At 67.4% G+C, this 25,411-nt stretch carries 7 protein-coding genes and 1 tRNA gene; 5 read left to right on the top strand and 3 right to left on the bottom strand.

Translation table 11 applies throughout. From position 1 onward, the window contains the following. Positions 1 to 140: 140 nt before the first annotated feature. A complete protein-coding gene (locus tag QE379_RS19410; RefSeq protein ID WP_307003310.1) occupies positions 141 to 902 on the bottom strand; it encodes a 3'-5' exonuclease in 762 nt (253 codons plus the stop codon). A 362-nt stretch (positions 903 to 1,264) separates the two neighbouring features. Continuing rightward, a protein-coding gene (locus QE379_RS19405; protein WP_307000024.1) for an IS3 family transposase occupies positions 1,265 to 2,472 on the bottom strand; the annotation gives its coding sequence in 2 pieces (ribosomal slippage) (positions 1,265 to 2,148 and positions 2,148 to 2,472; 1,209 coding nt in all). Positions 2,473 to 2,645: 173 nt separating this feature from the next. On the opposite strand from QE379_RS19405, the gene QE379_RS19400 reads away from it, so the two are divergent. Next, positions 2,646 to 2,876 (top strand): hypothetical protein, encoded by a 231-nt coding sequence (locus tag QE379_RS19400; protein WP_307002974.1) that lies wholly within the window; start codon positions 2,646 to 2,648, stop codon positions 2,874 to 2,876. Positions 2,877 to 2,987: 111 nt separating this feature from the next. Here the strand turns inward: QE379_RS19400 and QE379_RS19395 are convergent. Continuing rightward, a tRNA-Thr gene (locus QE379_RS19395) sits at positions 2,988 to 3,062 on the bottom strand. A gap of 515 nt (positions 3,063 to 3,577) precedes the next feature. Between QE379_RS19395 and QE379_RS19390 the strand changes: the two genes are divergently transcribed. The 4 genes from QE379_RS19390 to QE379_RS19375 are packed head-to-tail and all read left to right on the top strand — an operon-like array spanning position 3,578 to position 25,407. After that, positions 3,578 to 4,933: a ShlB/FhaC/HecB family hemolysin secretion/activation protein gene (locus tag QE379_RS19390; protein WP_307002972.1), complete on the top strand. Its 1,356-nt coding sequence runs from the start codon at positions 3,578 to 3,580 to the stop codon at positions 4,931 to 4,933. Beyond that, positions 4,899 to 5,240, top strand: a complete 342-nt coding sequence (locus tag QE379_RS19385) for a hypothetical protein (protein WP_307002971.1) — start codon at positions 4,899 to 4,901, stop codon at positions 5,238 to 5,240. The genes QE379_RS19390 and QE379_RS19385 overlap by 35 nt, the downstream gene beginning before the upstream one ends. A gap of 8 nt (positions 5,241 to 5,248) precedes the next feature. Further along, entirely contained in the window at positions 5,249 to 14,929 is a 9,681-nt protein-coding gene (locus tag QE379_RS19380; RefSeq protein ID WP_307002970.1) for a filamentous hemagglutinin N-terminal domain-containing protein, read from the top strand. After that, complete coding sequence (locus QE379_RS19375) at positions 14,926 to 25,407, top strand: hemagglutinin repeat-containing protein (protein ID WP_307002968.1); 10,482 nt, start codon at positions 14,926 to 14,928, stop codon at positions 25,405 to 25,407. Before QE379_RS19380 ends, QE379_RS19375 begins: the two co-directional genes overlap by 4 nt. Positions 25,408 to 25,411: the final 4 nt, after the last annotated feature.

Raw genomic sequence — 25,411 nt, 5'->3', positions numbered from 1 at the left:
CGAGGGGGAGCGCCGTCTTTCGGCACGTGCGCCTATCGGGTCGTCCCTGGCCGACCGTCCGCAGCACCTGCGCCGCCTGCAGCTGGCCCTTCGCTGACGGTCGGGATGAATCGCGCGCCAACTGGCGCGGACGAAGAGACTCACAGGAAGCGGTCCGCAGCCGTGACCATCTCGAAGCGGGGCGCCATGGCTCTGGCACCACACCCCGCGGCATAGACGGTCGTCGCCAGCCAGAATTCCTCTGCCGTGCGCGCGTCATCCGCGATCTCGGTCCACCACGCCCGGCGGTCCGGATCCCATCGATAGCCCCGCGCCTTCAGCACGTCCTTGGCGTCGAAGCTGGCTCCGTCGGCGTACACCATCCAGCTGGGCGCCCTCATGCGGCCGAGCAGTTCCGCGAGCACGGTCGTGCCATCGTCGGCGCGGTGACGGAGCAGCTGCACGAGGGCGTCGACGTCCGCGGCGGCCCGATGGGGCCGGAAGAAGTATCCGGCCTGCTGGAGCAGGTAGCCGAGGTTCCGGCCGTCGAAGCCCCGGCTGCGCCAGTCGACCTGACTGAAGGAGCAGGCCCAGTCGAGTCCGCGTGCGCCCTGGAGGCGTCGCTCGACATAGGGGCGGTCGAATACGGAGTGGTGCGCCACGACGCACGATGCCGAGCGGAGCAGGCGCGTCGCCTCGACCTCGTCGATCCGCCGACCGGCGACGTCGTCGTCGGTCAGCCCGGTGATCGCGACCGTCTCCGGTGTCAGCGGGTGGCCCGGATCCTCCGTCCAAGAATAGATGGGCCCGATGTCGGTGATGATGCCATCGGCATCGAAGCGGAACGGACGGATCGCCAGCTCGATGATCGCGCCGAAGTGGACGGCGGTGCCCGTCGTCTCCACGTCGACCGCGACGCCGATGCTGGTGTCGCGATCGTCCCCCTCGCTGGTGGGACCTCGTCACCTGTATCACGCATCCATACGTCGTCGCCCACTTCGGGCCGCTGCAGGTTCATAGGTCCGAGCTGAAGACGTTTCGGGACGCTCTCACGCGCACGGCTGTCCCGGCATATGCCATCAGCGACCCCGTGCATCTTCACCGTGCAGCGCGCGCCATTGGCGGCGGCGCGAAGCCCTGGGGGCGGATCATCCGCGATATGCTGAACGGGACCATCCCTTATTCGATTACTGGCGGGTCTGTGGATCGAATCCAGATTTCCTCCGCCGACGCGGCGAAGCTGAGATTGCGAAGTCTGATCTGGCCCCCGTTTCACCGGACGGGTTCAAGCGGTTGCAGAAACCAGTGCGCGATGCTCGCGCGGCGAACGCATTTTGAGCCCTGAATGGGGGTGGTTGTCGTTGTAGTCCTCGATCCATCCGGCAAGCGATGTCAACGCGGTGAGTGCGTCCGGCAGCGGCGAGACGCGGACGTAATCCCGTTTGAGGGTATGGACGAAGGCCTCCGAGATGCCGTTGGACTGCGGGCTGCGGACGGGGGTGAAGCAGGGTTTGAGGCCCAGCTGCCGGGCAAAGGTCCGTGTTTCGCAGGCGGTATAGGCCGAACCGTTGTCCGACAGCATCTCGACCGGTGTCGTCGCGCGCATGGTGCCGAAGCGGGTTTCCACGGCTTCCAGCATGATGTCGCGCACGTCCGAGCCGCTGATGCCGGCATTGGCAACCGCGCGCCACGAGATGATCTCGCGGTCATGGGCGTCGATGATGAAGGCACCGCGCACGACCTCACCGTTCCAGCAGGTGAACTCGAAGCCGTCGGAGCACCAGCGCAGGTTCGAGCGGATCGTCACTACGACGCCGTCATGCCCATAGTCGGCTCGCTCGGCGTAGCGCCGCGCCAGCAGCAGGCGGTCCGCCGCCATGATGCGGTAGACGCGCTTGTGGTTGACCGGCGCAAGTCCTTCGGCGCGCCGCTGCCGATTGAGGACCGCCGCGATGCGGCGGTAGCCGTATGTTGGCCGTTGCGCGGCGATCTGGCGAATGCAGGGCAGCAGATCCGTGTCGTCGGCCTTGGCGTACGGCCCGCGCGTCCTGGTGGTTCCCGTCAGGCGGTCGTACACCGTCGAACGCCCGACCCCGAGCGTGCTGGCGACCAGGCTCACCGGATAGTCTCCGGCAGCGGCGAGTGCATGAGCAAGCTCGCTTTTTTTGGGCGCGAGCGCTCCAGCGCCTCCTTCAGTATCTCGACCTCCAGCGTCTTGCGCCCGAGCTGGCGCTCCAGTTCGCGGATGCGGGTTTCCATCTCGCGGACCTGCCGGTTGCTGGTCACGTCGTCGTCGCCGGCAACTGCAACGCTCCCGCCTTCCAGCATCAGCCGCCGCCAACGGTACAGCAGGTTCGGCGCCACGCCGTTGCGGCGCGCCACCACCGATATGCTCTCCCGACCATCGAGCGTCTCCTCGACGATCCTCAGCTTCTCGGGCGTGCTCCAGTGACGGCGACGACCGCCGTCGGTGATGATCTCGGACACGGACATAAGCCTATGCTCAGGGGATAGCCCCAAGCCTCCTTCCTAGGCTCAAATCCGTCCGGTCGAAATGGGGGCCAGTTCAAAGTCTTTCATGTGTCTCCGACGGCATCAAGTCGCGGTTTTTATCGCAACGAGACGCAGCTGAGATACTGAACCTTCCCATCAAGCATGGGCACGTCTTGCCCGTATCGACGCGGCAAGGCGGCGGCGCCCACGAAATTTCTTGGAGCAAGGTTCGCAAGCTAGCTCGTGAACGGATCACCCTCGCCGAACTCAGCGCACGGAGCGGAATTCACCCGACGCGGTTGGAAGTCATGCTGGAGCAGGACGGTTGCCGACGGCACGATAGGCTTGGCTGGATGCGCAAAAAAGCGCTGGCGACGATCGCGCATTACGCCGAAAAAAATTAGGGGAGTGGAGCTAGCGCAACCTGCGCTGGCCCACTGTCTTGAAGACGCTGAACTTAGAACGTTCGCTAAAGTGACAATAGCGAACGTCGTAAGGGTCAACGTCAGGGAGAATGGTGCTGCCGGTGAGGATTGAACTCACGACCTCAGCCTTACCAAGGATGCGCTCTACCACTGAGCTACGGCAGCACTCGCGTCTCGACGCGGGAAGCGCGCCTAAAGAGGATCGGGCGGACATTGTCAAGCGCTTGTTGTTGGGATTAAGCCGATCGCATGGCAAAAGACGAACGCGCGGAACGGCTGGCGGCGGCGCTCCGAGAGAATCTGAAGCGTCGCAAGGTCCAGGCGCGTGGGTTGGACGATGGCCCGGACGGTGAAGGCAAGGGTGCAGCCCCGGCCACCGATCGGAGGCCTTAACGCGACGCGATCACCGCCAGGATCAGCGCCACGTACATTATTCGGGCAGAAACCCCGCGATGCTCCAACACGGCCCTAAAAACCGAGATCGTAAAACAAACAACCAATTTGGTTGAAATATAACATGAGTTTCAACCGTCAGTTAGATGATGAATGAAAGATTAACCAGCATTTCGTATCGCAGATGAAAACGATTTTACTATTAACGCGGCGTGGGGAGCCGTTCGAAACAGGGGATAGCCGCGTTAGGGCTATATGGCAGTGCCGCGCTGGCCATTTCGATACCTTTGCCGGTCGTTGCTCAGGCCGCGCAGATCGACCGCGAGGCGCAGCGGATTCAGGAACAGCAACAGCAGCAGGCGCGTGATCGGGCCGAGCAGTTCGATCGCTCGCAAAGTCGGGCTCCGACCGGCAAGGAAGTCCGGTCGCCGGATACCGCAGGCCCCGATGGCGGCGGTTGTGCGGCAATCAAGTCGGTTCGACTGGTCGGGGCGAGCCGTTATCCGCTCAAGAGCTTTTCCGCGATACTCGATCCGCTGCGCGGGTCATGCGTCGGTATCGCGGCCATCGACGCAGGCCTCCGGGCAATTACCGACCGCTATGTCCATGACGGATTCGTCACCACCCGGGCCTTTGTCGGGCCGCAGGATCTGAAATCGGGGGCGCTGACGATCACGGTCATCGAAGGCCAGGTCGGCGGTTTCAAAGGGGCTGGAGACGGTCGGAGCTACGGTACGGGCGAGATGGAGGCGGCCTTTCCCGCGCGTCCCGGCGACCGATTGAATCTGCGCGCGCTGGAACAAGGCGTCGACCAGCTCGCGCGTCTGGCCAAGGGCGATCCGAAGATCGACATCGCGCCGGGTGACGTGCCCGGAACCAGCCTGGTCCTGGTGGATCGCCAGCCGCTGTCGCGCTGGATACGCCCGTCGATCACCATCAATGATCAGGGCGCGGCCAATACCGGACGGTGGCAGGCGTCCGCCGGATTGGAAATCGATTCGCTGCTCGGCGTCGCCGATAGCTGGTCGCTCTACTATCAGGGCAATGCCAGCCCCGATCGCGAACGGCGCGCCTATGCCTATGGTGGGTTCCTGTCCCTGCCGCAGGGTTGGTGGACGGTATCCATGTCGGCGGGGGCGTCGGGCTATCGATCGGTGCTGGAGGGCAACGGCCTGCGCTTCACGGCGAGCGGGCGGACCCTGACCGGCTCCGCGACGCTGGACCGCATGGTATTCCGCGACGCCCAGACCAAGCTGTCGCTGTCCGCCGGACTGTCGCTGCTCGATACGCGCAATCTGGTCCACGGGATCACCCTGCGATCGGGCAGCTATCGGATCGTGACGGGCGACGTCGGGATACGCTGGCAGCGGCGGGTCGCCAAGACGCAGTTGAGTGTGTCGGGCAGCTATGACCAGGGGCTGGGCGCGTTGGGCGCGCATACGGTCGACACCGGACCGGGTGGGGCGACGGGGCGCTTCCACCGATTGCGGCTCGACACAATGGCGCAGACGCCCTTCGAAATAGGGAAGTCGCGAATGACCAACGTCTTCGTGCTGCGCGGGCAATGGTCGCTCGACAATGTCTTTCCCGCCGACCGGTTCAGCCTGGGTGGCCCGTCCACGGTCCGGGGGGTTCCGCGATGACGGGATTTCCGGGCGGACGGGCATCGCGTTTCGCGATCAACTGGGTATCGGCCTGATCGATCTGGGCAAGGCGTATCCCGAGTTGGCGACGGCGGTGTCCGCCTATCTCGCCTATGACGTCGGGGCGATCCGGCCCGTTCGCGGGGACCCGTTCGAGCGCGGATCGCTCCAGTCGCTCAGTGCCGGGCTGATGGCGCGCGGACGGCATGTCCAGGCGGAATTCACGCTCGCGGTGCCGCTCTCCGCACCGGTCTGGGTGCGGCATTCCCCTACCTTGTTCAGCACCAATATCAGGATCACCTTGTAATGTCGGCGATGGTCGTTCGTGCCCTGGGTTCTTCTTGGGCCGGGGAGCGGCGATGCGGACGCCGAAGGGCCCTGCGCGCCCTAGTCGCGACCGCGCTGGCGTCCTCGGCGCTGTCGCCTGCGCTGACCCAGACCACCGCACCGGTCGCGGTGGCGCCCGTTCAGCCCGCCAATGCCCGAACGGGGATGGACGTGACGGCCGGTGGCACGCCGATCGTCAACATCGCGAAGCCTGACGCGAACGGCACCTCCTATAACGTCTTCAACCGCTTTTCGGTGGGCAAGGAAGGGCTGGTCTTCGACAACAGCCCGACGACCGGGAACAGCGCGACCAGCGGCTTCCTGCTCGCCAATCCCAATCTGGTCGGCGGCAAACCGGCGTCGCTGATCCTCAACGAAGTCACCGGCGGCGTCCGCACCACGATCGCGGGGCCGGTCGAGATTTTCGGGGGGCGGGCCGCGCTGGTGATCGCCAATCCGACCGGCATCACCTGCGACGGTTGCGGTTTCATCAATACGAGCCGGGTCAGCCTGGCCGCCGCCACGCTGCGCTTCGGTGCGGACGGGACGTTCAGCGGCTTCCGTATCGCCGATGGCGGCGACGTGACGGTGGAGGGGCAGGGGTTGCTGGCGGGCAATGTCGACTATTTCGACATCATCGCCGCCGCCACGCATATCAATGCCAGCCTCTATGCCAAGGACGTGGTGATCGCCGGCGGCGCGGGCGTCTTCGACTATGCCGGTCGGGCCATAAGCGCCGACAATGGCGCCGCGCGCACCGGAGTCGCCATCGACTCCTCCGTGCTTGGCGGCATGTACGCCAATCGCATCCGCCTGATCGGAACGGGCGCGGGGCTGGGCATCAATCTGCGGGGGACGGTCGCCGCGATCGACGGACCGCTGGTCATCACCAGCGATGGCGATATCGCGCTGGGCTCTACGACGGCATCGGGTGACGTGTCGCTGACGGCGGTGCGAGGAACGGTGACGCTGTCCGATCTGACCTATGCCGGTGGCGCGCTCGACATCACCGGACGGTCCATCCGCCAGGGCGGGGGCTTTGCCGGAGCGCTCGGCCATGTCGCCTGGCGCGCGGAGGACGGCGTCACCCTGGATGGCGGCAAGGGCATCTATGCCGGGCTCGACGACCAGGGCGCGTTGATCGGAACCGGGGCGCTGTCGATCGGGGCCGGGGGCGCGATCGGGCTGGGCAATGCGACGCTGGCGTCGGCGGGCGTGACACGGATCGATGGCGGTGCGTTGAGCCAGGCGGCGGCGGGGCGGATGTTTGCAACGGACATCGCGCTGGGCACGACCGGCGCGCAGTCGTTGACGGGCACGCTCAGCGCGAGCGGAAGCCTGACACTGTCGGGCGGGCAAGTGGTTGTCGGTGGCCCCACGACCGGCCTGACCTCTGCCACGGCCAGGGCCAGCGACCATTTCACGATCGCCTCGGGCGGCGCGTTCCGGACCAATGGTATTGCCACCCTGACCGCGCCGACCCTCGACCTGGCGGGTACGGTGTTGGGCGGCGCAGGGCTGGCGCTCCAGGCGACGGGCTTGAATGCCAGCGGGGCGGTGCAGTCGGGTAGCGACTTGAACGTCACCGTGGCCGGTGACGCGGCGTTGGGCGGCAATTGGACGGCGAACGGCGATGCGACGCTTACCGTCGGCGGCGCGGCATCGGTCAGCGGCGCAATGCTGGCGACCAAGCGCTTCGGCTTGCAGGGGGGTACCATCGGCATCGGCGGTTCGGTGCAGGCGGGGGGTACGCTTTCGCTGCAAAGCCGGGGCACGCTTATCACCCAGGACGGTGCCAGGCTGCTGGCGAATGGTGCGGTCGATATTCGCACGGCTGGGGCGATCGCCCTGGCGGGTCAGGTCAGCGCGAACGACACGCTGACCATCCGCACGGCGGCGGGGCTGGACGCGGGCAACGCGACCCTTGCCGCGACCCATGGACTTCTCTTGAACGCCGCATCCCTGCATCACGGGCAGGGGGGGCAGATATCCGGTGCGGGGGTGACCCTGACCACGACCGCCGGGCAGGTGCTGGAAGGCGCGATCCGCTCCTCCGGCGACGCCGTGTTGCAGGGTGATGCCATTGACCTGTCGGGCATTGCTGAAGCCGAAAGCGGCCTGACGCTTTCGGGGCGGCAAGTGCTGGTGTCGGGGACGGCGACCGGGCTCGGGGCAATGTCCGCCCGTGCGAGCGAGAGCCTGTCGATCATGACCGGCGGGGCGGTGCAAACCAATGGGTTGGCGACCATCGATGCGCCGACCTTGGCCCTTGCGGGGACGCTGCTCGGCGGGAGCGGGGTGTCGGTCGTCGCGAACGGCCTGACCGGCAACGGTCTTGTCCGGTCAGGCGGCGACCTGAGCGCGACGCTTGCCGGGACGGGATCGATCGGCGGGCAGTGGACGGCGAGCGGCGATACGCGACTGACGGTTGTCGGCGACCTCGCTTTGTCGGGTAGACTGCTGACCGGCAAGGTGCTGACGGTCGGCGCGGCCAGCGTGACGATCAATGGCGATGTCGAGGCGGGAACGACTCTGTCGCTGGATGCGGTGGGCAATCTGTCGAGCGGTGCGTCCGCCAAGATTCTCGCCAATGGCGCGATCGGCCTGATTTCGGACGGCGCTGTGTCGTTGGCCGGACAGGTCGGCACGAACGATTCGCTGACGATCCGCGCCGCCGGATCGCTCGATGTAGGGACAGCGGCCATCACCGCGACGGGGGCGCTGGACCTGAGCGGCTTGTCGCTGACTCAGGGGCAGGGTGGCCGGATATCCGGCGCGGGCGTGACTTTGACCACGACCGCCGGGCAGATGCTGGGCGGCGCTATCGGCGCCACCGGCGATGCATCGCTGACGGGGGACGGGATCGACCTTTCGGGCACGGTCGGGGCGAGCGGCGCGCTCGATCTTTCCGCGCGTCGGCTTGTCGTGTCGGGCACGGCGTCCGGGCTTGGCGCGGTCGGCGTGACGGCCGGGGAGAGCCTAACGATCCGGGCGGGCGGTACGGTCGAGACCAACGGCGTTGCCACCCTGGCGTCGTCGGCCTTCGACCATGCCGGGACGGTCCTGGGCGTGAGTGGGGTTTCGCTGCGGGCGAGTGGGTTGACCGGTAACGGCGCGGTCCAATCCGGGGCGACGCTGACCGCCGTCGTGTCGGGCGATGCGACGCTGGGTGGAAGCTGGACGAGCAAGGGCGATGCGACCCTGTCGGTCGTGGGGGACGCCACGTTCACGGGCGCGCTTGTGGTGGCCAAGGCCCTGACCTTCGAGGCGGGTAGCCTGTCGCTGGGCGGGGTGGTCCAGGCCGAGGGTGCGTTGTCGCTGTCGACCATCGGCAATCTGGTCTTGGGCGAGAATGCACAGCTCCTGGCGAACGGCGCGGTTGGTGTGACGGGCGGCGTGGCGACGCTGGCGGGACGCTTGGGGTCGAATGATGCCCTTTCCATCCGTGCAAATGGTCTGCTCGACGCCGGGAGCGCAGCGATCGCCGCAACGGGCCTGCTGCGGCTCGAAGGCTTGTCGCTTGCCCAGGCGGTGGGTGGCGACATCGCTGGGAACGGCGTCACACTTGTCGCGCAGAACGGGCAAAAGCTGGGCGGCACGGTCCGTTCCACCGGGGATGCGACGCTCAGCGGCGATGTCGTCGACCTGACCGGGACGCTGAGCGCAAACGGCAATCTGACCATCGCCGGACGCCGGTTGGTCGTCAGCGGAACGGCAACCGGGCTGGCCGCCGCTGCGGGGACGGCGACCGAGGGATTCGCGATCGCCTCGGGCGGCGCTTTCCAGACCAACGGCATTGCCACACTGACCGCGCCGATCCTCGACTTGGCGGGCACGGTGCTGGGCGGTGCGGGGGTGGCACTCCAAGCGACGAGCCTGAACGCGAGCGGCGTGGTGCAGTCGGGTGGCCACTTGAACGCCACCGTGGCCGGTGACGCGGCGCTGGGGGGTGGCTGGTCGGCGGCCGGCAATGCGACCTTCGGTGTTGGGGGGACCGGATCGGTCAGTGGCACGATCCTAGCGGCCAAAACCTTTCACTTGCAGGCGGGCACGGTCGCCATCGACGGTTCGGTGGAGGCGGGCGGTATAGCGTCGCTGACGAGCCTGGGCGCGCTGACCACATCCGGGGGTGCCAGGCTGCTGGCGAATGGCGCGGTCGATATCCGCGCGGCTGGGGCGATCGCCCTGGCGGGTCAGGTCGGTGCGAACGATACGCTGACCATCCGTGCGGCCGGGGCGCTGGAGGCGGGGAATGCAATCCTCACCGCGACCCATGCGCTCGACCTGAACGGAGCGTCTCTGCACCAGGGCCAGGGCGGGCAGATATCCGGTGCGGGGATGACCCTGACCACGACCGCCGGACAGGTGCTGGCAGGCGCGGTTCGTTCGTCCGGCAATGCCGTGCTGCAAGCCGATACGATCGACATGCCGGGTATCGTCGAGGCGGATGGTGCCCTGACGCTGTCGGGGCGCGTCTTGTCGGTGTCGGGGATGGCGACCGGGCTCGGGGCGGTATCCGCCCGTGCGAGCGAGAGTCTGTCGATCATGCCCGGCGGGGCGGTGCAGACCAACGGGTTGGCGACCATCGGTGCACCGAGTTTGGTCCTTGCGGGGACGCTGCTTGGCGGAACCAGCGTGTCGGTCGTCGCGACCGACCTGAGCGGGAGCGGCCTCGTCCGGTCGGGTGGAGACCTGAGCGCGACGCTTGCCGGTACGGGATCGATCGGTGGGCAGTGGACGGCGAGCGGCGATACGCGCCTGACGGTTATCAGCGATCTCGCTTTGTCGAGTGGCCTGCTGACCGGCAAGGCGCTGACGGTCAGAGCGGCCAGGGTCACGGTCGATGGCGATGTCGAGGCGGGGACGACGCTGTCGCTGGATGCGGCGGGTGATCTGTCGAGCGGCATGGCGGCCAAGATCCTCGCCAATGGCGCGGTCGACCTGACTTCGGGTGGAGCGGTGTCGCTGGCGGGACAGGTCGGCACGAACGATGCGCTGACGATCCGCGCCGCCGGGGCGCTCGACCTGGGGGCAGCGACGATCACTGCTGGAGGAGCGCTGGGTCTAAGCGGCCTGTCGCTGCTTCAGGGGCAGGGCGGCACGATCAGCGCCACCGGCGATGCATCGCTGACGGGGGACGGGATCGACCTTTCGGGCACGGTCGGGGCGGGTGGCGTTCTTGGTCTTTCCGCGCGTCGGCTTGTCGTGTCGGGCACGGCGACAGGGCTTGGCGCGGTTGGCGTGACGGCGGGCGAAAGCCTGACGATCCGGGCCGGCGGCACGGTCGAGACCAACGGCGTCGCCACCCTGTCGTCGTCGGCCTTCGACCATGCCGGGACGATCCTGGGCGTGGGTGGGGTTTCGCTACAGGCGAGTGGATTGACCGGTAACGGCACCGTCCAATCGGGGGGGACGCTGACCGCCATCGTGTCGGGCGATGCGACGCTGGGCGGAAGCTGGACGAGCAAGGGCGATGCGGCCCTGTCGGTCGTGGGGGACACCACGCTCACGGGTATGCTGGCGGTGGCCAAGGCCCTGACCTTCGAGGCGGGCAGTCTGTCGCTGGGCGGGGTGGTCCAGGCTGAGGGTGCGGTGTCGCTGTCGACCGTCGGTAATCTGGCCATGGACCAGAATGCGCAGCTTCTGGCGAACGGTCCGGTTGGCGTGACGAGCGGCGGCGTGGCAACGCTGGTGGGGCGGTTGGGGTCGAATGATGCCCTTTCCATCCGTGCAAGTGGTCTGCTCGACGCCGGGAGCGCGGCGATCGCCGCAACGGGTGCGCTGCGGCTCGACGGCTTGTCGTTTCGCCAGATGGTGGGTGGCGACATTGCAGGCGACGGCGTCACCCTGGTCGCTCGGAACGCGCAAAAGCTGGGCGGGAAGATCCGGTCGACTAGCTATGCTGCCGTTAGCGGCGATGTGGTCGACCTGACCGGAACCCTGAGCGCGAACGGCGATCTGACGGTTTCCGGACGCCAGGTGGTCGTCGGCGGAACGGCCACCGGGCTGATCTCCGCCACGGGAATGGCGACCGACAGTTTCACGATCGCCTCGGGCGGCGCGTTCCAGACCAACGGCATCGCCACATTGACGGCCCCGACGCTCGACCTGGCGGGTATGGTGCTGGGCGGCGCGGGCGTGTCGCTCCGGGCGACGAACATCAACGTCACCGGCGGGATCCAGTCGGGCAGCGATCTTGCCATGACCTTGGCGGGGGACGCGCGGCTCGACGGTAGCTGGGTTGCGGACGGCAATCTGACCCTGGGGATCGGGGGGCAGGCCGTGATCGGTGGGACGATGTCCGCGGCCAAGGCACTCACGGTCAACGCCGCTGGCCTGACCATCGGCGGCGGGTTGCAGGCGGGCGGGACGCTCTCGGTCGAGTCCCAGGGCGATCTCGGCACCAGTGCGTCCTCCCAAATCCAGGCGAACGGCGCGATCGGGCTGACGGCGGCTGGATCCGTGTCGCTGGCGGGGCAGGTCGGCGGCAACGGCATGGTCGGCGTGACCGGACGCGCCATCGTCGTGCCCGGAACGGTGCAGGCGATCGGCAATCTCTCGCTCAGTGGCGAAACCCTGAGCCTCACGGGCAAGGTGCTGACGGCTGCGGACGGCACCGTCGCGATGACGGGCGCGGTGGGGATCGACGGTACGCTGTCGGCGGGTGGAAATCTGACGCTGGATGCCGCCGCCTTGTCGACGGGTTCGACCGGTCAATTGCTGACCACCAAAGCCTTCGCACTGATCGCGTCCGGCGCGTTCGATCATCGCGGCACGCTGGATGCCGCCTCGATCCAGGCCTTGGCGGATTCGATCGCCAATGATGGCACGATGGCGGCCAGCGCCGATCTGGCCCTGTCGGCAAATGCCGACATCATCCAGGCCGGTACGGTCCAGGCGGGGAGGAATCTGACACTGGAGGGCGCGGCCCTGACCTTGTCGGGCAAGAGCTATGGTGCGGTCGCTGGGGGCACCGGTACCGGCCTCACGATCCGCAGCGATGCGATCGGCTTCAACCAGACATCGGACATCCAGTCGGGCGGCACGCTCGATATCGTGGGGACGCAGGGTTTCGCGACGCTGGGCAGGATCGTCGCGATGGGCCGTGCCGGCATCCATAGCGACGGTGCACTGACGCAAGGAGCGGTGGCGAGCGGCAATGATCGCTTCGCGTTGACGGCGGGTACGACGCTCGACCAGACGGGGACGCTGGCGGCGATCGGCCGGATCGACCTGTCCGGGGCGGCGATCCGCAATAGCGGCAGTGTGACCGGCAATGACGAGCTGGCGCTCGATGCGACCAGCGCGTTGACCTCGACGGGTATCCTGCAATCGAGCGGCGCGCTTCGGCTCGCCGCGCCGATGCTGACCCTGTCGGGCAAGGCCATCACCAACGATGTGCTGTATCTCGACGGTACGACGATGACCCTGTTGGGTACCGCCTCCGGCCTGAAGGGAATCGATGCGCGGCTCGGCGATCTGAGCCTGGATAGCGCTGGGGTTCTGCAAAGCGGGGAGGGCTTCGCGTTAACCCTCGCCCAACTCGACAATGCGGGGTTGATCGCCAGCGACAAGGCGCTGTCGGTTTCGACCAGCGGTGGATTCGCCAATAGCGGCCAGATCGCCGCCGAAACTGCTCTGACCGTCGCGGTCGGCGGGGACGGCGTGTCGAGCGGACTGCTACAAGCCGGTGGCGATCTCGACCTCCGGATCGACGGGGCGGCCAGCCTGTCGGGCACGCTTTACGCAGGCAGCAACGCCACGATCGGTGCCGCAAGCCTGCGGTCGTCGGCGGCGATCACGTCGCAAGGCGCGATGAGCCTGACGGTCGGCGGCGACGCGGCCCTCGCGGCGGCGTCGACCACCCATGCCAAGACCGGCATGACGCTTTCGGCGGGTACCATCTCCGCATTGGGGACGCTGCAGAGCGACGCAGCACTGGCATTCAGCGTCGGGGGCGGGTTGACGCTCGGGGGGCGGACGCAGGCGAGCGGGCCGACGCGATTCGACATCGGGGGCGCGGCGAGGGTCGACGGGACGCTGGCCAGCGGCGGCGCGCTGACCCTGAACGCGACCGCCGTGTCGATCCCCGGCCGGATATTGGCCAACGACGCGGTGTCCATCACGGCCTCTTCGTCGGACCTCGACCTGACCGGCACGATCCAGGCGGTCAAGGACGTGGCGTTGAACGCGGTCGCCTGGCTGCGGATCGGCGAAGCGACCCCGGCGTCAGCGGGCGGGTCGAGCGGCAGCGGCTCGGGCTCCAGTTCCAATTCCAGCGGGACGGGGGGCGGTTCGGGCTCCGGCGGGGGCGGAACATCATCCTCGGGCGGCGGGTCCGGCTCGGGCGGGACGGTCGGTGCGATCGCGATGACCCTGCCGTCGCTGGGTTCGTCGATGACCTATGGGTCGCTGGCATCGAACGGCGAGGTCGCGCTTCGGGCGGCCAATGTCCAGATCAACGGTACGGTCGCGGCCAAGGGCGCGCTGTCGCTGTTGGCCGACCACCTCCTGTCGGTTCAGGGCGGTGCTTGGAGCGATACCACGCTGATCGCCCAGAGCAGCGAGGTGACGTTGGGTCTGTTGGGCAGCATGGCCGCCGCCGGTGCGGTCGGTGTCACGACTCAGGGCGATCTGGTCAATCGGGGCATCGTCGCGTCCAATGCCGGCGCGCTGACGATGACGGTCGGCGGAGCGTTCGACCACCGGGGCACGCTGTCCGCCAGCACCGACCTGCGCATCCACACCGGGCTCGACTATGTCGCGAGCGGCACGGTCTCGGGTGGTTCGGTTGCGATCGAGGCGCGCGACATCACGCTGGACGGTCGGACGGTCGGCGTCGGCGGGCTGTCGGTTTCGGGTCGCACCCTTACCCTTGGCGAGGCCAGCGATATCGAGAGCAAGGCGGCGCTGACGCTGCAAAGCCGGGGGGCGACCTCACTGGCGGGCAAGCTGCTTGCCGAGGGGAATCTCACCGCCACCGCAGACAGTTTACTGTCGCTCGCCAGCACCGCCGATATCCAGTCGGGCGGTATGCTGAAGCTTGAGGCGCAGGGCGATCTCCTGACCGCCGCGAGCAGCCGGATCGTCGCGATCGGCGCGGCGCGGGTGAAGGGCGATGCGGTGACGCTGGGCGGCTCGCTCGCGGGCAACGCCGCGCTCGACCTGATCGCCGCGAGCGGCCTGACGCTGACCGGCTCGGCCACGGCACTGGGCGAGGTGACGGCCTCCGCGAGCGTGACCAACCTGTCGGGCCGATTGGCGAGCGGTGCGGGCCTCGGCCTTGCCGGGGGTGCGATGGTGTTGGGGGGCACCTCCACGCTTCAGGCGCTCGACGGACTGACGCTATCCGCGACGGTGCTGACGGGGAACGGCACCATCCAGGCGGGCAAGAACCTGACCATCGCCAGCCAGGGGGGCGTAGGCCTGGGCGGGACGCTATCGGCGGGCCGGGTCGACGATCAGGGCAGGATGACCAGCCTCGGCGACTTGGAGGTGACGGCCGGCGGGGCGCTCGACCTGAATGCCGCCGTCAGTGCGACCGGTCGTACGACGCTTGTCGCGCAAGGGCTGGCGCTTGGCGGAACGCTCACAGGGTTGGGCAATCTGTCGCTGGACACGGCGACGCTGGCGACGACGGGCAGTGCCAAGGTGGGCGGGGGACGATGACCGCCGCCGTTCGGGGTGACGTGACGCTGGGCGGTACGATGACCGGGCTGACCGGGCTGGCGATCACGAGCGGCGGGGCGCTGGTCCAGAATGCGGCGCTCGCCACCAATGGCGCGCTGACGCTCGGCGCTACCGGCACGCTCAGCCATGGCGGCACCAGCGATGCGGTCGGCAAGCTCGAACTGACCGGGCGCGATTTGGCGCTGGGCGGAGCGCTGCGGGGCAACGCTGCGGTGACGCTGACCAGCAACGGAGGCGGTATCGATCTCGCGACCGGCGGCCAAGTGACGGCGCGGACGCTAAACCTGATGTCGGCGGGGAGTGCGACAGTCGCGGGCATGATGGGCGCCACGGACGCTCTGTCCATCCGCACCACGGGTGCGCTGATGCTCGGGGCGAGTGGCACGCTCCAGGCCGGGACTTCCTCTTCGGAAGGGCAGGTGACCAGCGTCGGCAGCCTGACCCTGACCGTAGGGGGCGACTTCACCCAAGGCGGGTCAATCCTGTCGACCGGCGTGCTGAACGCGACCGCGTCGAGCGTGACCGGGAATGGCGGTTTCTCCGTCATGGGCGACATGGATCTGGCGGTCGGCAGCGGCACGATCGGCGGCAACGTCGTCGGCGTGGGCCAAGTCGCGATCCGTTCGACGGGCGGCGCGCTGACGCTGAACGGCGGCGTGGAAGGGCGGAACGTCACCGTATCCGCGACCGGTGGCGACCTGACGCTTGCTGAGGGCACGCGCCTCAGCGCCTACGGCACCGGCAGCGACGGCATGGTTCGGCTGTCGAGCAGCGGCGCGATCGAAGCGCTGGGGATGATCGGCGCGAACGGCGATGCCACGCTGAATGCTGGAGGCCGCGTCCATATCGGTGTCGATCCATCGGGCGCGATCCGGGCGTTCAGCACCTTGGGCAAGGCGACCATCGATGCGGGGGGAATGTTCTTCAACGAAGGCAGTGTCGCGACGGACGGCCTCCTCGACATCACCGCCTCCGGCATGGATAGCGCCAACCTGCAGGCAGGCGGCGGCGCCACCGCGACGATCGCCGGGGGGATCACGCTGCGCGGGGCGACTGCCGGGCTGAACGGCACCGACCTGAAATTCGAGGCCAATGGCGGTAATTTCGTCGTCCTGCGCGGGGCGACGGTGGAGACGAAGGGGGCGATTCGCCTTTCGGCGACCGGCGCGTTGACGAATAGCGGGGTCATCGCGGGCGGTACGGTGGGGGCGGCAAGCCCGGTCGGCAGCGTCACCCTGACCAGCGGCGGGGGGCTGATCTCGACCGGCGCCATCCTGTCGAACAACGGCAATGTGTCGTTGAAGGGGGGCAGCGTCACGCTGGGCGGTGTGCTCGACCAGGGCGGGGGCGTCTATGCCGCCGGACTGCTGTCGCTCGACGCGACGACGTTGACGGTTCAAGAGGGCGGGCAGGTGGTCGGCAATACCGGCCTGACCTATGCGGGCACCGGCCTGGATCTCGGCGCGGGCAGCCTGTTGCAGTCGAACCAGGACATGACGGTGACGCTGGGCGGAGTGTCCGCACCGGGAAGCTATGGCTCGGCAGGCAGTCTGGTGGCGTTGGGCGATGTGTCACTGACCGTCACTGGAGGGGCGATCTCGAACCGACAGGGCGCGGGGATTTTCGCCGGAGGATCGGGCCCGACCGCGCGGGGCGGCGCGATCACCCTGCGCGCCGGCACGATCACCAATGCCGGTTCGATCGTCGCAACCGCGTCGGCCAGCAAGGTGGGCGGTGGTGCGTCGCTGACCGCCGCCACGATCGACACGAGCGGCCTGCTTCATGCCGATGGCATTCTGGGGGTGAGCACCGACAGCCTGACCATCGGTGGCGGGGTCGAGACGGCGCAGGGCATCGACTGGTCGATCCCTGCACTGTCGATCACCGGCAGCGGCTCTTTGAAAAGCCTGGGCGGTATCATCCTTTCCGGCGCGACCTTCACTCATGCGGGCCGTCTCGCCGCCGGTGGCGATCTGAAAATCACGACCAGCGGCGACCTGACCTCCAACGGCACCTTGTCGTCGATCGGCGCCGCCAGCCTGTCCAGTGCCACGCGGTTGACCCTGGGAGCGACCAGCGAGACGCGGGCGGGCGAGGAGCAGGCGGTGCCCGCGATCGGTACGGGTACGATCAGCTTGCGCGCTGGCACCGTGGTGAGCCTGGGCGCGCTGTCGGCGACGGGATCGCTGGCCATCACCGGTGACAGCGTGACGATCGGGGGCAGCAGCGTCGCCAACGGCGATGTGACGATGGCGAGCCATAGCGGCGCGGCGCCGTCGCTGACCATCGCGGCGGGGGGAACGCTCACCAGCCATCTGGGCGATGTGCGGCTGGGGACCCTGTCGGCGATCGATCTGGGCGGTTCGCTGACCGCCAGCAAGGGCAGCATCGGCTTCACCACCGGTCGCACCGCCATCGCGACCGGCGGACGATTGGTGGCGGGGCGCGACGTGGAGATCACGACCACGGGCGGGGGCACGCTGTCGGTCGAGGGGTACCTTGCTGCCAGCAACGACGTGATCCTTAAGGACGGTATCCTGTCGATCGCCTCGGGCGGCATCGTTGAGGCCAATCGCGATGTTTCGTTCACGACAAGCGATGCCAGCAGCGGGACCCGCGTCGTTTCGATCAATGGCACCGGCCATGACCTGAGCGGCACGTTGGTTTCCGCGATGCTGTCGGGCAAGATCGGCGGGGGACGTAATGTCAGCCTGACCATGCCCGGCGCCCTGGTCGCACAGGGATCGTCGCAGATCGTCGCCGCCAACGACATGAACCTGACCGCAGGCTATCTGCTCATCGGGTCCCGTTATATCGACGACGTCTCGGCACGCGGGGTGGTCGCGGGCCATAACCTCAGCATCGTAAACGATATGCGCCTGGTATCGGGCAGTGTTCGCGAACGAGGGCTGTTGCTGGATGGCTCGGTCCAGGCGGTGAACGACCTCACCGTGCAGGTCAGCGGCGCGGTGAGCTCGACCACCGCGTCGCAATTCGTCGCCGGGAAAAGTCTGAGCCTCACCGGTGCGGGGCTTGACCTGAGCGGGTTCAATTCCGGTCAGGACGCCATCGGGATGACCGCCCAGGCGGCGGACGGAATTAAGCTCGGCGGGAAGACCGCCTCGGACGGGCGGGTGGCAATCTCCGGCCAGAGCGTCACAATCGCCGCTACGGGATCGATCACGACCCATGGCGGAGGTGGCAATCCCGTCGCGATCGGTCGCGATATCGGTGACTTGGCCAATATTGCTATCAAAACCAGCGGTGCCCTCACCAATCAGGGCAGCGTCTGGTCCGACGGCGTCGTCTTCCTGAAATCCAGCAGCGGCGATATCGTCAACAATGCGACCGGTGCGAATGGCGGCATCACCGCCAAATCGATCGTGAGCCAGACCGATGCGGGCAATTTCCTGAACACCGCCGGTGCGTTCAAGGCCGACGATGTCGCGCTGTTCCTCGGCGGAGACTTCAACAACAGGGGCAGTTTCACGCCATCCGGCAATTACCGGATCAGCGCGGCGAACATCAGCAACACCGGCACCATCGCGACCTCGGGCAACCTAACCCTGGAGGCGGTCGGCGCGCTGTACAATGTGGGGACGATCTATTCGGGTAAAGGGCTGACCCTCACCGCTGGGGGGGCGCTGACCAATGATTATTCTAGCGAAACGCAGCGCAAAGGCCTGATCTTCGCGCAAGGCGATATCGATGTCACCGCGCATGACGTAAAGAACCAGTCGGCGACGATCCAGTCGCTTGGTGGGAGTATTGCGATCCGTCTGACTGGCGGGGATTTAGTCAATACGGTTAAGAAGCTTGTTCTTGCTGAATCGTCAATTGGGGTAGTAAATTATACCTCGCAGAACGGTAGGGTGAAATATCCAGCATCGTATTTCATAATTGAAAATTACGCAAAAATATTTCGTGGAGGGTTGGCTGTTAAAATACCTACTTCTACATATCCAGAAAATCTTCAAAAGGGGCGAAACTGCTTACTATCGTCTGAAACTCTCAGCGGTTTCCAAAATTGTGTCCAGCTCAATTTCTATAACACAACATTAAATTATGAAATATTTGAACCTGCCAGCAAATCAGGCGATACGGCGTTAAGTGAAAACACCGGTAGTTCTTATATATCATCTGCAAATGACGTGTCGATTTATGCTGTCAACGGCAATGTCGTTAACCAGAATTCATCGATATTAGCCGGCGGTAAAATCGCCATAGATACGACAGGAAGCGTAAAGAACGTTTCTGATCTACTCGTTGAAAACGGCGTCAACAAGGTCATCCCCTCGGCCCCGACGCTTATCCAGGCGGGCGGTGCGATAACGATCGAGGCCGGCAACTTCAGCAACATCGCGAAAAACCTCGTCGGCACAGACACTTTCACCGGTTCGCAGGTCGTTCCAAATCAATCGCCCACGTCGAACAGCCAGACAACGCCCGGTACCGGAAGTACCGGGATCAACGCATCCGCATCGGCATCGAACCCCGGCACGGCCTCGACCGGCAGCGTGTCCACCGATGGCAGTGCGGCGAGCGGGGCGGGCGGCGCGCCGACGATGACGGCGCGGGCTCAGGGTAACGCGTCCTCCGGGCGGTGGAGCGGTAATGCCTATTCCGACGCGGACTCCGTGACGCGCGGGGGCGGGCGCTTCTCCGCCTCGGTCGATGGTGCGGCGGCCAGTGGTGGAGTCCAACTGGGCGCGACCGCCGATGCGGGGCCGAACGGCCAAGCCATTGGCAGTGCAGGTGGGGGCGTCAACGGCGCGACCGCCATGAACCTGGGCAGCGATACGGTCACGGGTCGTGCTGCCGATGGGGGAAGCGCCACCTCGGTCGCGTCGACTGTCAGAGCCGCGGGGACGTCTCGCGCCTCGCTGTCTGGAGCCGCACGAAACCGGTCCGCATTCGACGTCGAGGTCGATTCCTATTCGAACGGCGGCAACGGCTCCCCGTCGCTTCAGGGTGGCGGGAGCATCGCACCGGGTACGGTGTCCGGGTCCGGCTCGTCGCTATCGAACGTCTCGCAGCAGGGCGGCGCGGCGTCCGGCGTCACCACCTCCGCGATCGGGAGCAATCCGGCCGCCACCCTGTCCGGTGGGGCATCGGGAGGCCCAGGCTCGGTATCGGGTCTGGACGGCCTCGCCCCGCACGCCGTTTCGGGGCAGGGGAGTGCGACCTTCCTCGACGGTGCCTCGCCCGATGGTGGCGCGGTCGGCAATGTCGCCTGGAGCGGGTCGCCGGGTGGATCGGTCTCCCCATCCGGCGCCCTATCCGGCACGGGCTTCTCGTCCGTCCAGCCGGGGGCTTCGGCGATCCTGCCCGCGCTCGTCGCGGGTTTCGATCGGGCGGGCGTGCCGTCGATCGGCAGCATCGGCTACGGGACGTTTCTGGGCGGCTTCCTGGCGAGCTTCAACCTGACCGGCAACACGCCGTCGCTGTTCACCTATTCCGCCAATCCGAATTCCGCCTATCTGTTCTCCACCATTTCGGCGCTGTCGTCCGAGGCGAAGCTATACGACTCCGCCTGGTTCTTCGACCGCGTCTCGCCGGATCGTGCGACCACCTACACGCGGCTGGGTGACGGCTTCATGGAAGCGATGCTCGTCTCGCGCGAGGTTCAGGCGCGAACGGGGCAGGCGCAGCTATCGTCCTATGGCTCGGTGCTCGACCAGTATCAGGGGCTGTTGAAGAGCGCCGAGGTGCAGGGGAGCAAGCTGGGGCTGCAACTCGGCATCGCGCTGACCGCCGAACAGGTCGCGGCGCTGACCGAGCCGATGGTCTGGTACGTCAAGAGCAACGTGGCGGGCCGCGACGTGCTGGTCCCCGTGGTCTATCTGACGGCGGCGGACCCGAAGGCGATCACCGGCGGTGCGCTGATCGGCGGCTCCGACGTGGCGATCGTCTCCAGCGACGGGATCACCAACAGCGGGACGATCCAGGCGCGCAACATCGTCGCGCTGGCCGCGCAGGGCGGCGATCTGGTCAATGCCCAGGGTGCGACGATCTCGGGCGGATCGGTGGTGGCGAGCGCGGCGCGCGACATCGTGCTGGCGGGGGGAAGCACCATCCAGTCCGCCGCCGGGCTCGTGATGCGGGCCGGGCGCGACATCACGACCGAGACCGTCTCTAGCACCAGCCAGTCCGCCACCGCGAGCTATCAGGACAGCCGCCACTGGGCGAACAGCGCCACGACCACCGAGCGGATCACCGGCGCGACGATCGCGGCGGGCGGCGACCTGTCGATGCGGGCGGGGAACGACATCACCCTGAACGCCGCGACGCTGAGCGCGGGTGGCGCGGCGCAACTGGCGGCGGCGCGCAACCTGTCGCTAGACGGCACCAGCGCGACCACGACGACGACCGAGTCGGGCCGCACCGGCAAATATACCGGCTATAACGTGACGACGACCACGACGAGGTTCACCGGCACCAGCCTGACCGCGGCAGGGCCGATCTCGCTGGCGGCGGGGGCGGACCTGTCGATCACGGGCAGCACGATCCGCACGACCGATGCGAGCGATGGCGGGATCAGCCTGTATGGCGGGCAGGGCATCTCGATCGTGTCGGCGCTGGAGACGGCGACGCTGTCGCGCGCCGAGCGGACGGGCAAGAAGAGCAACACCACGACCAGCGCGACGAGCACGACCAACCTGTTCTCCGATGTGGAGGCGGCGGGCGACCTGACCATCGTCAGCCCCGGCGCGGTCCGGATCGCGGGGGCGAGCGTCGTCGGCCAGGGCGCGCTGGCGGTGGACGTGGGCAGCCTGACGCTGACCGGGGTGGTCGACACGGTCGACTCTACGGTCGGCACCTATTCCAAGAAGTCGGGCCTGTTCTCCTCGACCGTCCGGCGGACGACCACGACCAGCCATGACGAGACGGCGATCGCCTCCACCCTGTCGGGCGACAGCGCGGTGGTGACGGCGGGCGGCGCGGTGACGATCACGGGCGCGAACCTGGTCGCGGCGACGGGCCTGGACCTGTCGGCGACGGGCCCGGTGACGATCGGCGCGCTGGCGACGACCGATAGCGAGTCCAGCCAATCCTCGGTGAAGAAGAGCGGCTTCTCGCTGGGCGGCGGCGGGCTGTTCCTCGGGGTGGCCAAGACCAATGTCGCGCGCACCGTCACGGACCTGGCCCATGCCGGTTCGGTCGTCGGTACGTCGGCAGGGGATAGCTCGATCGTCTCGGGCGGTGCGCTATCGATCAGTGGCAGCAAGGTGGCGGCGGCGAACGACCTGTTCCTCCAGGGGTCATCGGTCAGCATCGCCAATGTGCTGGACGCGCGCGACACGACCCAGACGACCAAAAGCTCCAGCATCGGCGTGTCGATCGGGGTGCAGAGCCCGCTGCTGCAAAGCGTGGGCAATCTGGTTGATATGGCGAAGATCGCCACCGGGACCGGCAATGCGCGGGTGGCGGCGGTGGCGGGTCTGGCCGGCGGGATGGCGGCGGTCAACACGGTCGATGCGGGCAAGGACCTGGCGCAGACGCTTTCGAAGGGCAGCGGCGATCTGGGCGTGACGGTGAGCGCCACCTTCGGCATGTCGAAGTCGCGCGCGACGGACCGGTCGCATGACGAAACCGTGCTGGGCAGCGAGATACGCGGTCGCGACGTTTCGATCGTGGCGACCGGGATGGGGGGCGCGGGGACGATCGCGGTGCGCGGTTCGGAGGTGGCGGCGGCGCGTGACCTGACGCTGGCGGCGACCGGGCCGATCACGCTGGCCTCTGCGACGGAGACGGACGGCCGGAGCGGGAGTGCGAAGAGTTCGGGCTTTTCGCTGGGTGTGTCGGCGGATCTGGGGCTGAGCAAGGGCGGGCTGGGCCTGTCGGGTCCGAAGGCGACGGTGAGCCTGTCGTCGTCGAAGAGCAGCTATGACGGGACCGAGGTCACGCATGTCGAGACGCTGCTGGACGCGGGCGGCACGGCACGGCTGACGACGCCGGGAGCGCTGTCGCTGGAGGGGGCGCTGGTATCGGGCGATCGGGTGCGCGTGGATGCGGGCAGCCTGTCGATCGCGAGCCTTCAGGACACAGCGAGCTATCGGTCGAAGTCGAGCAGCGGTTCGCTGGGGGCGAGCGTGGGGCTGGCCCCCGGCGGGCAGGTGTCGGTCAGCGGCCATGTCTCGCAGGGTCGCCAGACGGGAGACTTCGCCAGCGTGGGCGAGCAGTCGGGGCTCTACGCCGGTGACGGGGGCTTTGCGATCCGGGTGGGCGGCGACACGGTGCTGAGGGGCGCGGTGATCGCGAGCACGGCGGAGGCATCGAGCAACAGCCTGGTGACGGGCACGCTGGAGGCGCAAGACATTGCGAACCGCGAGCAGTGGAGCGCGGATCAGGTGTCGATGGGCGGCGGCATCGGTGGGATCGGGATGGATCGCGGGGGCGCTGCGACGGCGACCGGTGGCACGGCGCTGCCGGGTGTATCGGTGGCGGGCGTGGGGACGGTGACGGCGACGCCGCCGATGGCCTTGTCGGCGGGGGGCTCGCAGTCGGGGACGACACGCTCGGCGATCGGGGCGGGGACGATCGAGGTCACGGGCGATGCGGCAAGCCGGTCGGTGGCGGCGACGATCTCGCGCGACACGGGGGCAGCCAATGACGGGGCGCTGATCCGCCAGTTCACCAATGCGACGCGGGCGGAGGTGGCGCAGGGTTTCCAGGCGGCGCAGGTTCTGGTGACGGAGACGAGCGCGTTCTTCGCGTCCAGGGCGCGCGAGGAGGACCGGCTGAAGGCGCAGGCCGAAGAGGCTAGGCAGCGCGGCAATACGGACGAGGCGGATAGATATACCAACCAGGCGGAGAAGCTTCACGAGGCCTATGGCCCGGGGAGCACGGCGCGTCTGGTGGCGACGGCGGTATCGGGCGCGGCGGGCGGCGATGCGACGGGCTCGCTGAGCGGTCTGGTGCAGGCCTCTGCAGTGAACGTGCTGCAGGGTCTGGCGACGCAGCAGGTGAAGGCGCTGGCGGACGAACTGGGCGGCAGCACGGCGGAGAACAGCGCGGCGCGTGCGGCGTTGCAGGCGGTGGTGGGCTGTGCGGGCCAGGCGGCGGGCGGCACGGGGGACTGTTCGGCGGGGGCGATGGGGGCGGCCTCGGCGGTGGTGCTGAACCAGTTGCTGAAGAGCGGCCCGACGCCGTCGACGGACAAGGACGGCCAGCCGCTGAGCCAGTCGGCAGGCCAGGCGCGCGACGCGCTGGTGTCGACGCTGGTGGCGGCGGTGGCGTCGGGCGCGGGGCTGGATGCCGCGAGCGCGACCGTGGCCGCGCGGATCGAGACGCAGAATAACGCGACCGTGACGCCGCTCGGTCGCTACGGACCGGACAATAAGCCGGGCCTGCCGGTCGCGGATGTCTACGAGCATGATCCCGCCTTCCGCGCCGCGGTGAAAGCGCTAGGTGGCCTGGAGGCATATGAGGCGGTCACGAAGTGCGTACGGGCCGGTCCGTTTTGTCCGACGACGCCAGCCCAGCAAGCCGCGCTGACCGCCTATTCGCAGGGCAGTGACCGGCTGGAAGGCCAGGCGCGGATCGATGCGTGGTTGTGCAGCGGCGAGACGCCGCTGCTGTGCGGGGTCCAGGCGGTCAACGCGTTCAACCAGACCCCGCTGGGCGTGCGGCTCGTGGGGACGCAACAGGCGATCGGTGGCGGGCTGCAGATGGTAACCGGCGGGGGCATGGCGATCGGTGGCCTGGCGATCTGTGCGGAAAGCCTGGGCGCGGGCTGCGGCCTCGGGGCGCTGGGCGCGATGAACTTCGGCATGGGTCTCGACAATGCCCGGTCGGGCGTCGGGGCGGTATGGGACGGCACGCCCAAGGGAACCCTTGGGGGCTCGGTCATATCGGCAATCCCTGGCGTATCGCCCGATACGGCGGAGGCCATCTACGGTCAGGCGAACCTGGCGGTCGGGCTGGTGACATCCGGTGTGACGATCGGGCGCGGAAGTGTCCCGGCGGTCACGACGACGCAGGCGGCGGTTGAGGCGGCACTGCCCAAGGGTGTGCCTAGCACAAGCGAAATCGTGCTGGGAAAATCTTCCGCCGTGCCTACTGTGCAGGAAATACTCGCTAGGTCGGCGCCTGTAGCGGCAGAGGGTGTAGGTACCGATCTGGCACTTACCTACAAGCCAGGGTGGTCGGTTGCCCAGCGCACGGAAGCTGATCTAAAGGTCCAGATATTGACCGAAGGCGATACGGTCGTGAGCCAGGCAACTCGTTCTGGCACATCTGCCGCAAGCAGGTATAGAAGCGCTGGCAATCAGATTGCGGCAGGCAGCGACATTGATCACGCGATTGATTTGCAGCTTGGTGGCTCTGACACGCTGTCGAATATGTGGCCCTTGAATTCCAGTGTAAACCGAAGCCTGGGAGCACAAATTCAGCAGCAGATCAAAAATCTGCCGCCCGGAACCGTCATTAACCGGGTCACAATCGGAGAACGATGATGTT

Origin of the sequence: Sphingomonas sp. SORGH_AS_0879 (assembly GCF_030819175.1) — a bacterium.
In the GTDB taxonomy this organism is placed as follows: Bacteria; Pseudomonadota; Alphaproteobacteria; order Sphingomonadales; family Sphingomonadaceae; genus Sphingomonas.
This window is presented reverse-complemented; position numbering and strand designations above follow the sequence as displayed.

What these genes read in the sequence shown, in the direction of transcription:
- QE379_RS19380 (WP_307002970.1), top strand. Translation starts at nt 5,249, where the DNA reads ATGGTCGTTCGTGCCCTGGGTTCTTCTTGGGCCGGGGAGCGGCGATGC.
- QE379_RS19375 (WP_307002968.1), top strand. Translation starts at nt 14,926, where the DNA reads ATGACCGCCGCCGTTCGGGGTGACGTGACGCTGGGCGGTACGATGACC.